The sequence below is a fragment of the Agrobacterium genomosp. 13 str. CFBP 6927 genome (assembly GCA_900012615.1).
Taxonomy (GTDB): Bacteria; Pseudomonadota; Alphaproteobacteria; order Rhizobiales; family Rhizobiaceae; genus Agrobacterium.
In genome coordinates this window covers 262,954-278,305 of the sequence record LT009757.1, presented here as the reverse complement: position 1 = coordinate 278,305, position 15,352 = coordinate 262,954, and the positions used below count along the sequence as shown (strand labels likewise).

The following is a 15,352-nucleotide window of genomic DNA, read 5'->3' as shown; positions in this document are numbered from 1 at the left end:
TTCAATGAAAATTGCGGGAAATGACCTTTATCCGCTCCACATCATCTTCATCATCGACTGTAGGCGGCGGGCGTTTCTTAATAGTGCGATGATCTTCCGGCGGCATGCCGTGGTGGAACTCATCGCCACGCCCATGCGGCAGGGGGAATGCGTGGTTGCGTTCGCCCACGCTTGCCAGAGCCTCTGACAGATCGGTCAGCCGGTGGGCGACCAGATGCACCACCTCGCCCTCCCGCTGGATCTTGCCGTAAATGCCGACCATGCCGGCGGACAGAACCACACGCCGGTATTTTTCGAAGGTCTTGACCCACAGCACCGCATTGGCAATGCCCGTCTCGTCCTCCAGCGTCATGAATATCACGCCCTTGGCCGAGCCGGGGCGCTGGCGCACCAGCACCAGACCCGCCGTTTCCAGCCATGTGCCGTCACGCACACGCACCGCCTCCGCGCAGGTAACGATGCGGCGGCGGGAAAGATCGCGCCGCAGGAAGGTCATGGGATGTTCGCGCAGGGTGAGCCCCACATGACCGTAATCCTGCACCACCTCGCCGCCATCCGTCATGGGCCTGAGCGCGACGGCCGGTTCCTGAAGCTCGTCCACGACAGCATTTTCCCGGCTGGCGGCGGCGGCAAAAAGCGGCAGCGGCTCATCCCGCAAAGCCTTGATGGCCCAGAGCGCCTCGCGTCTGGCAAGCGAAAGCGACGGCAGAAAGGCATCCGCTTCCGCAAGGCAGACGAGGGCAGCGGCAGGAACGCCGGCCCTTCGCCAGAGATCATCCACCGAGGCAAAAGCCCGGTCCTGCCGGCCGGCGACGATATCGGCAGCGTGTTTGTTGGAAAGCCCCTTCACCAGACGCATGCCGAGCCGCACGGCATAACGTTCTTTGCCATTGGTGTCCGTCTTGCCGGTCGGTTCCAGCACGCAGTCGAAGCGGCTGTTATTAACGCAGACCGGGCGCACCTCCACACCATGGTCGCGCGCATCGCGCACGATCTGCGCCGGGGCATAAAACCCCATGGGCTGCGAGTTGAGAAGCGCCGTACAGAAAATATCGGGATGATGGCACTTCAGCCATGAGGAGGCATAGGCGATCAGCGCGAAGGATGCCGCGTGGCTTTCGGGAAAACCATAGCTGCCGAAACCTTCGAGCTGTTTGAAGATACGTTCGGCGAATTCCTGCTCATAACCGCGCTCCACCATGCCCGTGACGAGCTTTTCCCTGAATTTGGAAATGGTGCCGGCATTCTTGAAAGTCGCCATGGCGCGGCGCAGCTGGTCAGCCTCATCCGCGGTGAAGCCGGCGCAATCCATGGCGATCCGCATCGCCTGCTCCTGAAACAGCGGAACACCCATCGTCTTTCCCAAGACGCTTTCAAGTTCTTTTTTCGGAAAAAGGACCGGCTCCTTTCCCTGCCGGCGGCGTAGATAGGGATGGACCATATCCCCCTGAATGGGGCCGGGGCGAACGATGGCGACCTGAATGACGAGGTCGTAAAACTCCTTCGGCCTCAGGCGCGGCAGCATCGACATCTGCGCCCGGCTTTCAATCTGGAACGTGCCGAGCGTATCGGCCTTCTGGATCATGGCATAGGTGGGTTTGTCATCCGGCGGCATGGCGGCGAGATCGTATTTCTCTCCCGTGCGTGCCTCCAGCATGTCGAAGCCGCGCTTCATGCAGGAGAGCATGCCAAGCGCCAGGCAATCCATCTTCATGAACTTCACGACATCGATATCGTCCTTGTCCCATTCGATGATCTGGCGGTCGTCCATGGCGGCGGGTTCGATCGGCACCAGTTCGTCCAGCCGGTCATGGGTCAGAACAAAGCCGCCCGGATGCTGGCTGTGATGGCGCGGTGTGCCGACAAGCTGGTTGGCCAGTTCGAAGGCAAGCTTCAGGCGGCGATCCTCCATATTGAGGTTCAGCTCCTTCACCTGCTTTTCGCCCACCCCCTCGCTCCAGCGCCAGACCTGCGAGGACAAAAGCTTCGTCAGATCTTCCGGCAGGCCCAGAACCTTGCCGACATCGCGCAGCGCCCCACGCCCGCGATAACGGGTAACAACGGAGCAGAGCGCTGCCTTGTCACGGCCGTAAGTGTCATAGACCCACTGGATGACCTCCTCGCGCCGCTGATGTTCAAAATCCACGTCGATATCCGGCGGCTCGCCCCGGTTTTCGGAAACGAAACGTTCGAAGACGAGATTGCTGAAGAGGGCAGGATCGATGGCGGTGATGCCGAGCACAAAACAGATAACCGAATTGGCGGCCGAACCACGTCCCTGGCATAGAATATCTTTTGAGCGCGCATAACGGACAATGGCATTCACGGTCAGGAAATAGGAGGCATATTGCAGCCTGCCGACAACCGCCAGCTCATGATGCAACGCCTTTTCCACCTTCTCCGGCAAACCATGCGGATACCGCCCCGGCACCGCCTCCCAGACCAGTTTTTCCAACGCCTGCTGCGCTGTCAGCCCCGGCAGGGTGCGCTCCTCTGGATATTGATAGACCAGTTCTTTCAGCGAAAAGGTGCAGCGTTTCGCAATTTCAAGACTGCGGGCCAGCGCCTCGGGGTAGCGGGCAAACAGCCGGTGCATTTCCTGCGGCGGCTTCATATAGCGGTCGGCATGGCGTTCGCGCCGAAAACCCGCCTCGTCGATGGTGCAATTGTGCCTGATGCAGGTGACGACATCCTGCAGCATGCGCCGCTCGGGCACATGAAACAGCACGTCATTGGTCACCACGGTCGGCACACCAGCCGCTTCCGCCATAGTCGACAGTTCGAAAAGCCGCATCTGGTCGTTGGGGCGTCTTCGGAGGCTGAGCGCCATATAGGCCCTGTCGGCAAAGGCAGCTTTGAGACGTCGCAGCCGCAGTGCGCAAAGATCATCCGCGAGGTCAGCGAGCAGCACCACGATCAGGCCTTCGCCATAGGCGACGAGGTCATCCCATGTCAGCCGGCATTTGCCCTTGCCACCCCTTTTCTTGCCGACGGAAAGCAGCCGGCACAGCCGTCCGTAGGCCGGGCGATCCATGGGATAGGCAAGCACGGAGATATCATCATCCAGATCAAGCCGGCAGCCGATGACGAGGCGGATGCCATGATTATTGGCGGCTTCATAAGCGCGGGGAATGCCCGCAAGGCTGTTGCGATCCACGATGCCCAGCGTCTGGATGCCGAGATTTTTCGCCTGTTCGAACAGCTCCTCACAGGAGCTTGCGCCGCGCAGGAAGGAGAAATGCGTGGTCACCTGCAGTTCGGCATAAAGCGGCGTATTCATGCGAAAACCCCGTGGATGAACCAGCCCTGCGAGCCCGTTTCCGCATGTTCGCCGTCACCGGAGCGGAAAATCCAGAAGCGCTCGCCGCCTTCGTTTTCCACCATGAAATAATCGCGTACGGCGGCCTTTTCCCGGTCGCGTTTCCACCATTCGCCGAACACCCGCTCCGGCCCGTCGGCGCGCCGCACATTGTGGCGCACGCCTTTCCAGAGGAAATAACGCGGCGGATGATCCGGCAGCAGCGCCAGCGTCTCGATGGGTTCCGGCCTTGCAAAAAGCCTGACCGGACGCGGCCAGTGGCCGGGCCAGCCGAGCGTATCCTCAGGCGCAAGCGCCGCAACGGGGGTAAGGGAGCGTTCCGGCACATCGCTTGCCACCGCCGCATAACGATAGACCCGGTGGCCGCGATTGAGAATGACATCGACCGTATCGGCGATGTCCGCACGGCCTTCCTCCAGAAGCGAGGATCGGGCCTGCGCGGCGACAAGCGGCTCGGCATGGGTGGCAGTCAGCACCATCATCTCGATGCCGAAGCCGGGATCGATGGTGTCGATACGGTCGGTCAGAAGCCGGACAAGCTGTTTGACATCACGCACCGGTCTGGAGGTGCCTGCCCGCACCGCCTGCAGGCCGCTATCCACCCGGTGCAGCACCAGATCGACACGGCGGGCGCCAAGGCCGCGCTTTTCCAGCGCGACACAAAGCTCCATAACCAGTTTTTGTGTATAACGGGCAATCGTCTCCGCCGCTGCAATGGGTTCGGGAAAGGCGCACCGCACCTCCACCAGCTCGGCCACGCGCACCGGTTCAATGGGTTCGCCGATCTCTCCGAAAGCCTGGGAAAGACGGCGGACGAGTTCGGGGCCGAAACGCAGGGTCAGCGGCGCGCGCGGGGCATCGGCCAGCTCGCCGATGCTGCGGAAACCGAGCACCTTCAGCCCGGAAACAATACGCTCTTCCAGCCTGAGCGCGGCCAATGGCAAGCCGCTAACCGCCACCCGCTGCCCGCCCGGTGGCACGATGCTGATTTCCTCACGGCCGAAACGGGCCAGCGCATGGGCCGCACCCCAGCTGTCGGCAATGGCGGCGCGGGCGGCAAAGCCTGCGGCATGCAGGCGGTTGACCATGCCGCTCAGCATCAGCGCCTCATTGCCGTGCAGATGGTCCGCCCCCGCCGTGTCCAGCACCAGCCCGTCCGGCGGGTCGGCGGCAACGATGGGGGCATAGATGCGCAGGAAATGAAAGGCCAGCTGCTGCAGGGCGCGGGCATCACCAGCCGTATCCATATCTTCCACGATAAGGCCCGGCACCAGCGCCTGCGCCTTGCTGACCGGCGTGCCGGGCCGGATGCCGGCCGCCTTTGCCGCCTTGTCGAGCGCCAGCACCAGCCGGCGGCTGCCCTGGCGGCCGATCATGACCAGAGGCTTTTCAACCGGCGGCGCGTCCTTGCCCGAAAGACGCCGGAAACGATCCGTCGACCATGTCGGCAGGTAGAGCGAGACGACCCTTTGCATCACAGGCTTCCACTTCAAATTCGGCACTTTCGCCGCCGCGACATCGCAAAAGCTCCAGAAACCAGCGCGGCCTGCCCACCCCCGGCACCGGCAAGGGGGATGAGGGCCGGACAGAGATGCGCCAGCGGGTCACCGCCGCCGTCGGCTCGCCGAACAGCGCCGCATCGGCTTGACGCCGGAAGCGGCGGATGGCGATGCCGGTAACCCCAGAGGTTTCCGCTGCCAGTTGCAGCCGCCGTGAGGCGTTCATCGGCAGTTTCGCCACCTCACCCATCACTGCGCCGAAGCCGTTGCAGCGAAGGCCTTCCTCGAAACAGTCGAGCACGCCTTTTTCATCGCGGCATTCAACGATGATGACCCGGTTCTGCGACAGGCCCGCCTGCGTCAGCCCCGGCATGAACAGATCCCGGCGGGTGACACACCATAAAACCTTGCCGGAAAGCCTTGCTGCCACACCGGCCGCAAAAAGGGCGGCCGCCGCGCCATCGGCAGCGCCATTGCCGCCGCCGCTCACCTCATGCAGGCAACCGAGCTTCAGCCCGCCTCCCGGCAGGTGATGGTCGATGGCATCCACGCCGAAAGGCAAGGTCTCGTGCAGGCGATGAGGCCCGTTACCGATCCTTTCCAGCCTTTCACGCAGCTCTTCGACAACGAGCAACTGTTCCGCGCGCTTTTGCATGGCATGACAGGTTTCAATTCCGGATTTTCAATTCTATTGTTCCTGTTTTGTTCTTATTTCAGCAAAGAGTCAAGCAATGCAGTGCCGCTCTTCAACAGTTTGCACGGGAAGAGCGGGATTATGGCCTTGCGGCCATGCGTGCCGCCGCTAAAACGGAATTGTCCGGCCGGCCGTCTGTTTTCGCATGAAGACGACCGAGGCAGGACCTCAAGGTTTTTGGAGGAAAGCCGCCCATGATCGCCAGCATTCTGATTGCCGTGGTTGCGGCCATCCACATCTACATCGTCATTCTGGAAATGCTGCTGTGGGAAAAGCCCGCTGGCCGCAAAGCCTTCGGCCTTTCTGCGGATTTTGCCCGGCAGACGAAAGTGCTGGCCGCCAATCAGGGCCTTTATAACGGGTTTCTGGCGGCGGGGCTGATCTATGGGCTGATGCAGGGCGATGAAGGGCTGAGTTTCAAGGTGTTCTTCCTCACCTGCGTTCTGGTGGCCGGTATTTTCGGCGCCATGACAGCCAATATGAAGATCCTGTTCATTCAGGCATTGCCGGCATTGTTCGCGCTCGGCTTCCTCTGGATCGGAGTATGAACCGATGAGCGCATGGAACGACACGTCCGCAAGAGACGCTCTCAACCGCATATTCATGGCCGCCGTCGCGAGCGCCGATCCCGCAAAGGTGCTGCAACACCATCTTCCTTCCCCGCCCAAGGGCAGATGTGTGGTGGTGGGCGCCGGCAAGGCTTCGGCCGCCATGGCCGCCGCGCTTGAAGCGGCATGGCCGCATGTCGATCTCTCCGGTGTGGTGGTGACGCGTTACGGCCATGCCGCCCCGACCACACGCATCGAGATCATCGAGGCCTCGCACCCCGTGCCTGACGATAAAAGCGCGGAAGCGGCAAAACGCATTCTTGCCGCCGTTGAGGGGCTGACGGCGGACGACATGGTGATCGCGCTAATTTCCGGCGGCGGTTCGGCGCTGATGGTGGCACCTGCCGAAGGCATGACGCTTGCCGACAAGATGGCCGTTAATCGTGCCCTTTTGGCCAGCGGTGCGACGATTTCCGAAATGAACGCGGTGCGCAAACATCTCTCCCGTATCAAGGGCGGACGGCTGGCGCTGGCCGCAAGGCCGGCCAAGGTTGTTTCGCTGCTGATTTCGGATGTGCCGGGTGACGACCCGTCCGAAATCGCCTCCGGCCCGACGGTTGCAGATCCGAGCGATATTGAAACCGTGCGGGAAATCGTCTCCCGTTATGCGCTCGATCTTCCCGAAACGGTGCGCATGGTGCTGGAAAAGGGTGAGGAAACACCGAAAGCAGGTGATATCGAAGAGGATATCCGGCTGATCGCAGCCCCCTCGCTCGCCCTGCAGGCGGCGGCGGATGAGGCCGTAAAGCTCGGGCTGACGCCGCTCATCCTCGGAGATTCGCTGGAAGGCGAGTCAAAAGATGTCGGCGCTGTCATGGCCGGTATCGCTCTTTCCGCCAGCCGCAAGGGCCTGCCGGTCAAAGGCCCGGCCGTACTGCTTTCCGGCGGCGAAACCACAGTGACGATCGGCAAGGGGCCGGCCGGCAAGGGTGGTCGCAATACGGAATTCCTGCTGAGCCTTGCGCTGACGCTGAAGGGCGCAGACGGCATATGGGCCATTGCCGGCGACAGTGACGGCATAGATGGCGTGGAGGATGCGGCGGGTGCGATGGTGACGCCGGATACGCTTGTCCGCATACGCAATGCCGGCGTCGATCCGCGCCAGTCACTCGTGAACCATGATAGCTACACGGCTTTCAATGCAGCCGGAGACCTTGTCGTGACGGGGCCGACGCTGACGAATGTAAACGATATCAGGGCGATCCTGATCGGGTGAAAGGTGGGACCTTCTTCGCGGGGAGAGGGCGGTACGGCGACCTCAAGGCGCCTTGATCGCCTTCTGCGTCCGGTCCTTGCCGACCTCGATCACATGGCGCATGGCTTTCACGGCGGCATCGGCATCCCGTGCCGCTATGGCGTGCACGATGCGCAGGTGATTGGAGGCAATCTCCGCGATGGTGCCGGGCGAGGCTGCGGGGGATGAAAGCTGGAAAGAAATGGCCAGCGCTGCTTCGATGAGCCCGCTTGCCGAACGCATGAAGGGGTTGCCGGACATGTGTGCAACGGCAAGGTGAAATTCGAGATCGACCTTGGCGATGGTTTCCGGCGTATGTTTCGGATTGTCGAATTTGGCGGCGATCACGTAAAGGGAAACAATATCGTCATTCGAGGCCTGCAGGGCCGCAGCGGCGGCCGCGGCCGGTTCGAGAGCGAGGCGGATTTCCGCCAGATGCGTGACGAATTCCTCATCTATCCCGGCTTCGCAGCGCCAGCCCAGCACGTCGGGATCAAAGAAGTTCCAGCTCGAACGGTCGAGAACGCGGGTGCCGACCTTGGCCTTGGGTTCGACGAGGCGCTTGGCCGCCAGCGTCTTCATGGTTTCGCGCAGCACGGTGCGCGAAACGCCGAAACGCAGCGACAGTTCGGCATCATTGGGCAAGAGCGAACCTTCCGCTATTCTGCCTGAAACGATGGCGCTGCCGAGTTCGGAGACCACATGGGCGTGGCTGTTCCGGCGTTTTCGTCCGCTTATCGTTGTTTCGAGCAGCCCCAAGCAAGCCTCCGTTTGCAATTATGCCGGATGCGGTCCGGCCAGTCTCCTGTTTGAATACCAGATGATTGCGCGCTGCAACACGATGAAGACGAAAAGCAGCACGCCGATGACGATTTTCGTCCACCAGGAAGAAAGCGTTCCGTCAAAAACGATATAGGTCTGGATCAGCCCCTGGATCAGTAGGCCGATGAAGGTGCCCGCCACCAGCCCCGTGCCGCCCGTTAGCAACGTCCCGCCGATCACGACCGCGGCGATGGCGTCGAGTTCAACGCCGACCGTCGCCAGCGAATAGCCCGATGAGGTGTAGAGCGTATAGACGATGCCGGCGAGGCCGGAGAGAAAGCCGGAAAGCGCATAGATGCCGATGGTCGTCGCCCCGATCGGCACACCCATCAGTTCGGCCGATTGCGGGTTGCCGCCCAGCGCATAGATATTGGCCCCGAAGCGGGTGCGGCTGGCGATCAGCATGCCGGCGGCAAAGACGAGAAGCATCAGCATGGCCAGCGCCGTCAGCCTGCCGCCGCCCGGGAAGCGGTAATAAAAACCCTGTATCGCATCGATGAAGGGATGCGAGATCGGCACGGACTGGGTGGAGATGAGGTAAGCCGCGCCGCGTGCCAGAAACATGCCCGCCAGCGTTACCACGAAGGGCGGGATGGCGAGGAAGCGGATCATCGCCCCCATCAGGCAGCCGAACAATGTCGAGACAACCAGCACGATGGCGAAGGCGAGCAGCGGATGGATATTATAGGTGCCGACCATCACGGCGACGAAGACGCTGGTAAAGGCGATGACCGAACCGATGGAAAGATCGATGCCGCCAGACAGGATGACGAAGGTCATGCCGACAGCCGCAATGCCGAGAAAGGCATTGTCGGTCAAGAGATTGCCGATCACCCGTGTCGACAGGATTGCCGGATATTGCAGCACGCACAGCAGATAGGCGATGACGAAGATTGTCAGCGTGGTGAGGAAGGGCAGGTTGCGGCTGTGGATCATCGCGCGGTTCCTTCCTTGGTCATGCCATTGGAGGCGGCCGGTTTAGCGTGTGGCTTGGGCGCTTTCACGAAGCCCAACACCGTCATGATCGCCGGCGATTGCAGCGTCAGCACCACCATGATGATGCCGGCCTTGATGATGAGGTTGAATTCCGGCGGGAAGCCCGAGACGAGAATGCCGGTATTGATGGTCTGGATGATCAGCGCGCCGATCAGCGAGGCGGTGATGGAGAAGCGCCCGCCATTCAGCGAGGTGCCGCCGATGACCACCGCAAGGATCGCGTCCAGCTCCAGCCACAGCCCGGCATTGTTGGCATCCGCGCCGCGAATATCGGCGGTGACGATCATGCCGGCGATGGCGGCGCAGAGGCCAGAAACCGCATAAACGAAGAACAGCAGGAAGCGGGCCCGGACGCCGGCCAAGGCTGCGGCGCGGCGATTGATGCCGGTCGCCTCGATCAGGAAGCCGAGTGCGCTCTTGCGTACCAGAAGGCCGATCAGCAGTGCGGCCGCCACCCAGATGATGACGGGCAGTGGAATGCCTGCGAACGAGCCGGAGCCGATGGCGGAAAAGCTGTCATTGTTGAAGGTGAGAATGACACCTTCGGTAATAAGCTGGGCGATGCCGCGTCCCGCCACCATCAGGATCAGCGTGGCGATGATCGGCTGTATGTCGAGAAGGGCAACCAGCACGCCGTTCCACAACCCGCAGGCAATGCCCACCGCAAGCGAAATGACGATGACCGAGGGAATGGAATGGCCATTGCTGATGAGCGTGGCCGCGACCGCGCCGCAGATGGCGATGACGGCGCCAATGGAAAGATCGATGCCCTTGGTGGCGATGACCAGCGTCATGCCGATGGTTAAAAGCGCAACCGGTGCGGCGCGCACGAGAATATCCACCAGACTGCCATAGAGCCTGCCGTTCTGGAACGAGACATGCAGGAAACCCGGCGAAACGATTGTAATCGCTGCCAGAATGACGAACAGTGCGACAAGCTGAGGAGCGAGCCTTTTCAGGCGTCGTGTCACTGCTGCCATCATGCCGCCTCCGTTTTTGCCGCATCTGCAATCGCCCGCATGATGTTGTCGGCGGTCACTTCGCCGCCCTTCAATTCGCTGACATGGCGGCGGTCGGACAGCACGACGACACGATGGGCAACGGCGGTAAGCTCTTCCAGTTCCGAAGAGATGACGACGAGCGACATGCCCTCGCTGCAGAGTTTTTCGATCATTTTCAAGATTTCCGCATGCGCGCCGATATCGATGCCGCGTGTCGGCTCGTCGAGGATCAGCAGCCGGGGATGGGTGGCGAGCCAGCGCGCCAGAATGGCCTTCTGCTGATTGCCGCCGGACAGGAATTTGATCGGCCGGTCGGGGTCGGCCGGGCGGATATCGAGTGACTTGATGAAGCTTTCGGCCAGTTCCGCCTTCTGCCGGCGCGAGAGTGGCCGTGCCCAGCCCTGCCGGGCCTGAAGCGCCAGCGCGATATTGTCGGTGACGGAAAAGTCGCCGATGATGCCGTCGGTCTTGCGCTCTTCCGGACAGAAACCGAACCCGGCGGTGATGGCGGCTTCAGGAGACGAAATCGCCGCCGTCTTTCCGTCGATCATCGCAGTGCCGGTATCGGGCCGGTCGATGCCGAACAGCAGGAAGGCGGTTTCGGTTCGGCCGGAGCCAAGGAGACCGGCGACGCCGACGATTTCTCCCGGCCGGATGCCGAGATCGAAGGGCGCGATGCTGCCGCGTTTGCCATAACCTTCGAAACGGATCGGCGGCTCGCCCTCGGCAACCGTATCTTCGGTCGCCTGATGGTCGTGGGTAATGTGCTGAAGCTCGCGACCGAGCATCATCGAGATCAGTTCGGAACGGGGCAGGCTGCCGATATCGCGGGTGCCGACAAGGCGGCCGTTGCGCAGCACCGTCACCCGGTCGGCGATATCATAGACCTGATTGAGGAAGTGGGTGATGATGACGATGCCGATGCCGCGGGCGCGCAAGTTTCTCAAGACGCCGAACAGCATCTCGACTTCATGGGCATCAAGGCTGGCGGTCGGCTCGTCCAGCACCAGCACCTTGCCGGAAAGATCGACGGCGCGGGCAATGGCGATGATCTGGCGGATGGCCACGGAATAGCTGGAAAGAAGCGCGTTGACGTCGATGGAAAGTCCGTATTGGGCAAGCAGCGCCTGCGAATTCTTCTGCATCGTGCTGCGGTCAATCAGTCCGAAGCGGCGCGGCTGGCGCCCGAGAAACAGGTTTTCGGCAACGGTGAGGTTTTCGAGAAGATTCACTTCCTGATAGACCGTGCCGATGCCGAGCGCCTGCGCCTCGCCCACATTGGCGGGCGAAATCTCTGCGCCTTCCAGAAAGATCGAACCGCTGTCGCGGTGATAAACCCCGGTCAGTATCTTGATCAGCGTCGATTTGCCCGCGCCGTTTTCGCCGAGCAATGCGTGGATTTCACCGCGCCGGAGCGAGAAATCGACATTGTCCAGCGCCGTGATCCCGAGAAAGGATTTGCCGATGGCGCGTGCTTCCAGAAGTGGTGCCGTTTCGGACATTGAGTAGTTTCCGTATCGAAATGGGTCTCGTATCAAGGGTGGAATGAGCGCGTAGGTGGCGGCTGGTTTTCTTCTCCCCGGCGGGGAGAAGAAACAAGCGGCATCCGCTCGCTCAATACGCGTTCATTCTGTGCCGGGGCGAGAGAGCTTTCGTCCTCGTTTAATTACCAAAAGAAACGGCTCAGTACCCCAGGCCCTTCTTCGCCTCGTAAACCTTCATCGGGTCGTCGGATGCCGTGTAGAGCTTGGATTCGGTCTGAATCCACTTAGCAGGCGCTTTCTTGTCCTTCAGATAGGCTTCGAGCGCATCGAAGGCCGGGCCTGCCATGTCGGGTGTCAGTTCCACCGTCGCATTGGCCTCGCCATCCGCCATGGCCTTGAAGATGTCTGGCACGGCGTCGATGGAGACGATCTTGATGTCGGTTCCGGGCTTCAGGCCGGCTTCCTTGATCGCCTGGATCGCGCCGACGGCCATGTCGTCATTATGGGCATAGACGGCACAGATATCCTTGCCGCCGCCTTCGGCCTTGATGAAGCTTTCCATGACTTCCTTGCCCTTGGTGCGGGTGAAGTCACCCGTCTGCGAGCGCACGATCTTGATATTGGCGTGGGAAGCGATGGCTTCTTCGAAGCCCTTTTTGCGGTTGATGGCGGGCGAAGAGCCGGTCGTGCCCTGCAATTCCACGACCTTGCAGTCCTTGGAGCCGACATCCTTGACCAGCCAGTCACCGGCAACCTTGCCCTCGTGCACCTGATCGGAGGTTACGGCGGTCAGATAAAGATCATCCGGCGCTTCGATCTGGCGGTCGAGCAGGATGACGGGGATTTTCTCTTCCTTGGCTTCCTTCAGCACCGCATCCCAGCCGGTGGCGACGACGGGCGCAATCAGGATCGCATCGACGCCCTGCGCGATGAAGCCGCGAACGGCCTTGATCTGGTTTTCCTGCTTCTGCTGAGCGTCAGCGAATTTCAGCGTGACGCCGCGCTTTTCGGCCTGCTGTTTGGTGACGGTGGTTTCGGCTGCACGCCAGCCGGATTCCGAACCGATCTGCGAGAAGCCGACGGTGAGCGATTGCGCGGAAACACTGGATGCAAGGCATGCGGATACGGCGACAGTGAATGCCGCAAGAGCTTTTCTCATCTTATCCTCCCAGAGATGATGTCAGCGTGACGGCGACACTATGAGCATATAGTAATACTCTTGAAAAGTGATTTTTTAGCCATTTCGTAATTAGAGAAATGCCGATTTTATCGATATTTGTCATAAAATATGATGAATCAACGGCTTATGTGTCCATTTTTTACTGACTTCCGATGCCGAAATGCACCTGAAATGTACGGCCTCCCAGCTTGACAGCCCATGGTGACGTCAAATAGTAATATAAATAAGAAAGTCAGCTTGTGAGGGAATGTCCGGCCAGCGGCCGGTCGTAACCCGGAAAAGCAGGGAGGAAGAGACCGTTGAGAAGTGCCGGTATGGTGGTAAGCACCGAAAAATATTCGGCTAAAGCCGAAGAACGGCCCCGATCCACTCGTCTGCGCCGGCTCTGTCGGTTATGCGTGATCTCCGAAAGCTGATTCCATTTTCCTTGCGCACAACATAAGCTTGTCGCATTTCGTAATATTTTACCGTTGGCCACTTCCGGCTGGAGACCTGCATAATGACCAAATCCGACAATCTGCCTGCAACTCAAGGCAAGCTTCGTTCGCGCGCGTGGTTCGACAACCCCGCCAATGCGGATATGACCGCGCTTTATCTCGAGCGTTACATGAACTTCGGTCTCAGCCAGGCCGAGCTTCAGTCCGATCGCCCGATCATCGGTATTGCGCAGACCGGCTCGGATCTTTCGCCCTGCAACCGCCACCATCTGGAGCTGGCGAACCGCCTGCGTGAAGGCATTCGTGAAGCGGGTGGCATCGCGATTGAATTTCCTGTTCACCCCATCCAGGAAACCGGCAAGCGCCCGACGGCGGGTCTTGACCGTAACCTTGCCTATCTCGGCCTCGTGGAAGTGCTTTATGGTTATCCGCTCGATGGCGTCGTTCTGACCATCGGCTGTGACAAGACCACGCCTGCCTGTCTTATGGCGGCGGCCACCGTCAACATTCCGGCCATCGCCCTGTCCGTCGGCCCCATGCTGAACGGCTGGTTCCGTGGCGAACGCACCGGTTCCGGCACCATCGTCTGGAAGGCGCGCGAACTGCTGGCGAAGGGCGAGATCGATTATCAGGGCTTCGTCAAGCTCGTTGCCTCGTCGGCTCCCTCCACCGGTTATTGCAACACCATGGGCACGGCGACGACCATGAACTCGCTTGCCGAAGCGCTCGGCATGCAGCTTCCGGGCTCCGCCGCCATTCCGGCGCCTTACCGCGACCGTCAGGAGGTCTCTTATCTCACTGGCCTGCGTATCGTCGAAATGGTCAAGGAAGATCTGAAGCCTTCCGATATCATGACCAAGGACGCCTTCATCAACGCCATCCGCGTCAATTCGGCCATCGGCGGCTCCACCAATGCGCCGATCCATCTGAACGGCCTTGCCCGCCATGTCGGCGTCGAGCTGACGGTGGATGACTGGCAGACCTATGGCGAAGACGTGCCGCTGCTCGTCAACCTGCAGCCGGCCGGTGAATATCTCGGCGAGGATTATTACCATGCCGGTGGCGTTCCTGCCGTCGTGAACCAGCTGATGACCCAGGGACTGATCATGGAAGACGCCATGACCGTCAACGGCAAGACCATCGGTGACAATTGCCGTGGCGCGATCATCGAAGACGAGAAGGTCATCCGTCCCTATGAGCAGCCGCTCAAGGAGCGCGCCGGCTTCCGTGTTCTGCGCGGCAACCTGTTCTCCTCCGCCATCATGAAGACCAGCGTGATCTCGGAAGAATTCCGCAACCGTTACCTCTCCAATCCGAACGACCCGGAAGCCTTCGAAGGCCGTGCCGTGGTGTTCGACGGTCCGGAGGACTACCATCACCGCATCGACGATCCGTCGCTGAAGATCGATGCCAACACCATCCTCTTCATGCGTGGCGCAGGCCCGATCGGTTATCCGGGCGCGGCGGAAGTGGTGAACATGCGCGCACCGGATTATCTTCTGAAGGAAGGTGTCAATTCGCTGCCCTGCATCGGTGATGGTCGTCAGTCCGGCACGTCGGGCAGCCCGTCCATCCTCAACGCTTCCCCGGAAGCGGCGGCAGGCGGCGGTCTCGCCATTCTGCAGACGGGTGATCGCGTCCGCATCGATGTGGGCCGCGGCAAGGCCGATATTCTGATTTCCGGTGAGGAATTGGCCAAGCGTTATGAGGCGCTTTCCGCCGAGGGCGGTTACAAGTTCCCCGATCACCAGACACCATGGCAGGAAATCCAGCGCGGCATCGTCAGCCAGATGGAAACCGGAGCGGTTCTGGAACCGGCCGTGAAGTATCAGCGCATTGCCCAGACCAAGGGCCTGCCGCGCGACAACCACTGAAGCAAGGGCGCGGCACTTACGCTTTTCTCGTCAGCCTCGGGTTTATCCCCGGGGCTGAAATGCCTTTTATATAATCCTCGCGTCCAACCGAGATGTCGTAACCGGTCAATTGGTTGCTGGGATTTGGATAGGGTGCGAGGTTGCCACACTTTTCTTCTCCCCGCCGGGGAGAAGGTGGCCCGAAGGGTCGGATGAGGGGGAACC

The 15,352-nt window shown here is 60.9% G+C and carries 11 protein-coding genes; 3 read left to right on the top strand and 8 right to left on the bottom strand.

Annotation, left to right across the window (positions count from 1 at the left end):
• Position 1: 1 nt before the first annotated feature.
• The 3 genes from AGR13A_RS15595 to AGR13A_RS15585 are packed head-to-tail and all read right to left on the bottom strand — an operon-like array spanning position 2 to position 5,473.
• On the bottom strand, positions 2–3,280 hold the full coding sequence (locus AGR13A_RS15595) for an error-prone DNA polymerase (RefSeq protein WP_080837310.1): 3,279 nt from the start codon (positions 3,278–3,280) through the stop codon (positions 2–4).
• Complete coding sequence (locus tag AGR13A_RS15590; protein WP_167377560.1) at positions 3,277–4,794, bottom strand: Y-family DNA polymerase; 1,518 nt, start codon at positions 4,792–4,794, stop codon at positions 3,277–3,279. The genes AGR13A_RS15595 and AGR13A_RS15590 overlap by 4 nt, the downstream gene beginning before the upstream one ends.
• Positions 4,709–5,473 (bottom strand): ImuA family protein, encoded by a 765-nt coding sequence (locus AGR13A_RS15585; protein ID WP_080837304.1) that lies wholly within the window; start codon positions 5,471–5,473, stop codon positions 4,709–4,711. Before AGR13A_RS15585 ends, AGR13A_RS15590 begins: the two co-directional genes overlap by 86 nt.
• Positions 5,474–5,706: 233 nt before the next feature.
• Here AGR13A_RS15585 and AGR13A_RS15580 point away from each other — a divergent pair, with 233 nt between their 5' ends.
• Together AGR13A_RS15580 and AGR13A_RS15575 are read left to right on the top strand one after the other, a co-directional pair.
• Positions 5,707–6,060 carry a DUF1304 domain-containing protein gene (locus AGR13A_RS15580; RefSeq protein ID WP_080837302.1) on the top strand — a complete coding sequence of 118 codons (354 nt, stop codon included), beginning with the start codon at positions 5,707–5,709 and terminating at the stop codon, positions 6,058–6,060.
• Positions 6,061–6,064: 4 nt separating this feature from the next.
• Positions 6,065–7,336 carry a glycerate kinase type-2 family protein gene (locus tag AGR13A_RS15575; RefSeq protein WP_080837299.1) on the top strand — a complete coding sequence of 424 codons (1,272 nt, stop codon included), beginning with the start codon at positions 6,065–6,067 and terminating at the stop codon, positions 7,334–7,336.
• Positions 7,337–7,378: 42 nt separating this feature from the next.
• Here the strand turns inward: AGR13A_RS15575 and AGR13A_RS15570 are convergent, their stop codons facing one another.
• The 5 genes from AGR13A_RS15570 to ytfQ form a co-directional block, all read right to left on the bottom strand.
• On the bottom strand, positions 7,379–8,113 hold the full coding sequence (locus AGR13A_RS15570) for a FadR/GntR family transcriptional regulator (RefSeq protein WP_035220762.1): 735 nt from the start codon (positions 8,111–8,113) through the stop codon (positions 7,379–7,381).
• Positions 8,114–8,131: 18 nt separating this feature from the next.
• Complete coding sequence (gene yjfF, locus AGR13A_RS15565; RefSeq protein WP_080723026.1) at positions 8,132–9,112, bottom strand: galactofuranose ABC transporter, permease protein YjfF; 981 nt, start codon at positions 9,110–9,112, stop codon at positions 8,132–8,134.
• Positions 9,109–10,152, bottom strand: coding sequence for an ABC transporter permease (locus AGR13A_RS15560; protein ID WP_167377630.1), 1,044 nt, complete (start codon positions 10,150–10,152; stop codon positions 9,109–9,111). Before AGR13A_RS15560 ends, yjfF begins: the two co-directional genes overlap by 4 nt.
• Positions 10,152–11,675 carry a sugar ABC transporter ATP-binding protein gene (locus AGR13A_RS15555; RefSeq protein ID WP_080837289.1) on the bottom strand — a complete coding sequence of 508 codons (1,524 nt, stop codon included), beginning with the start codon at positions 11,673–11,675 and terminating at the stop codon, positions 10,152–10,154. Before AGR13A_RS15555 ends, AGR13A_RS15560 begins: the two co-directional genes overlap by 1 nt.
• Positions 11,676–11,856: 181 nt before the next feature.
• Entirely contained in the window at positions 11,857–12,816 is a 960-nt protein-coding gene (ytfQ, locus tag AGR13A_RS15550) for a galactofuranose ABC transporter, galactofuranose-binding protein YtfQ (RefSeq protein WP_080837286.1), read from the bottom strand.
• A gap of 520 nt (positions 12,817–13,336) precedes the next feature.
• On the opposite strand from ytfQ, the gene AGR13A_RS15545 reads away from it, so the two are divergent.
• On the top strand, positions 13,337–15,148 hold the full coding sequence (locus AGR13A_RS15545) for an IlvD/Edd family dehydratase (RefSeq protein WP_051796065.1): 1,812 nt from the start codon (positions 13,337–13,339) through the stop codon (positions 15,146–15,148).
• The last annotated feature ends 204 nt before the right edge of the window (positions 15,149–15,352 follow it).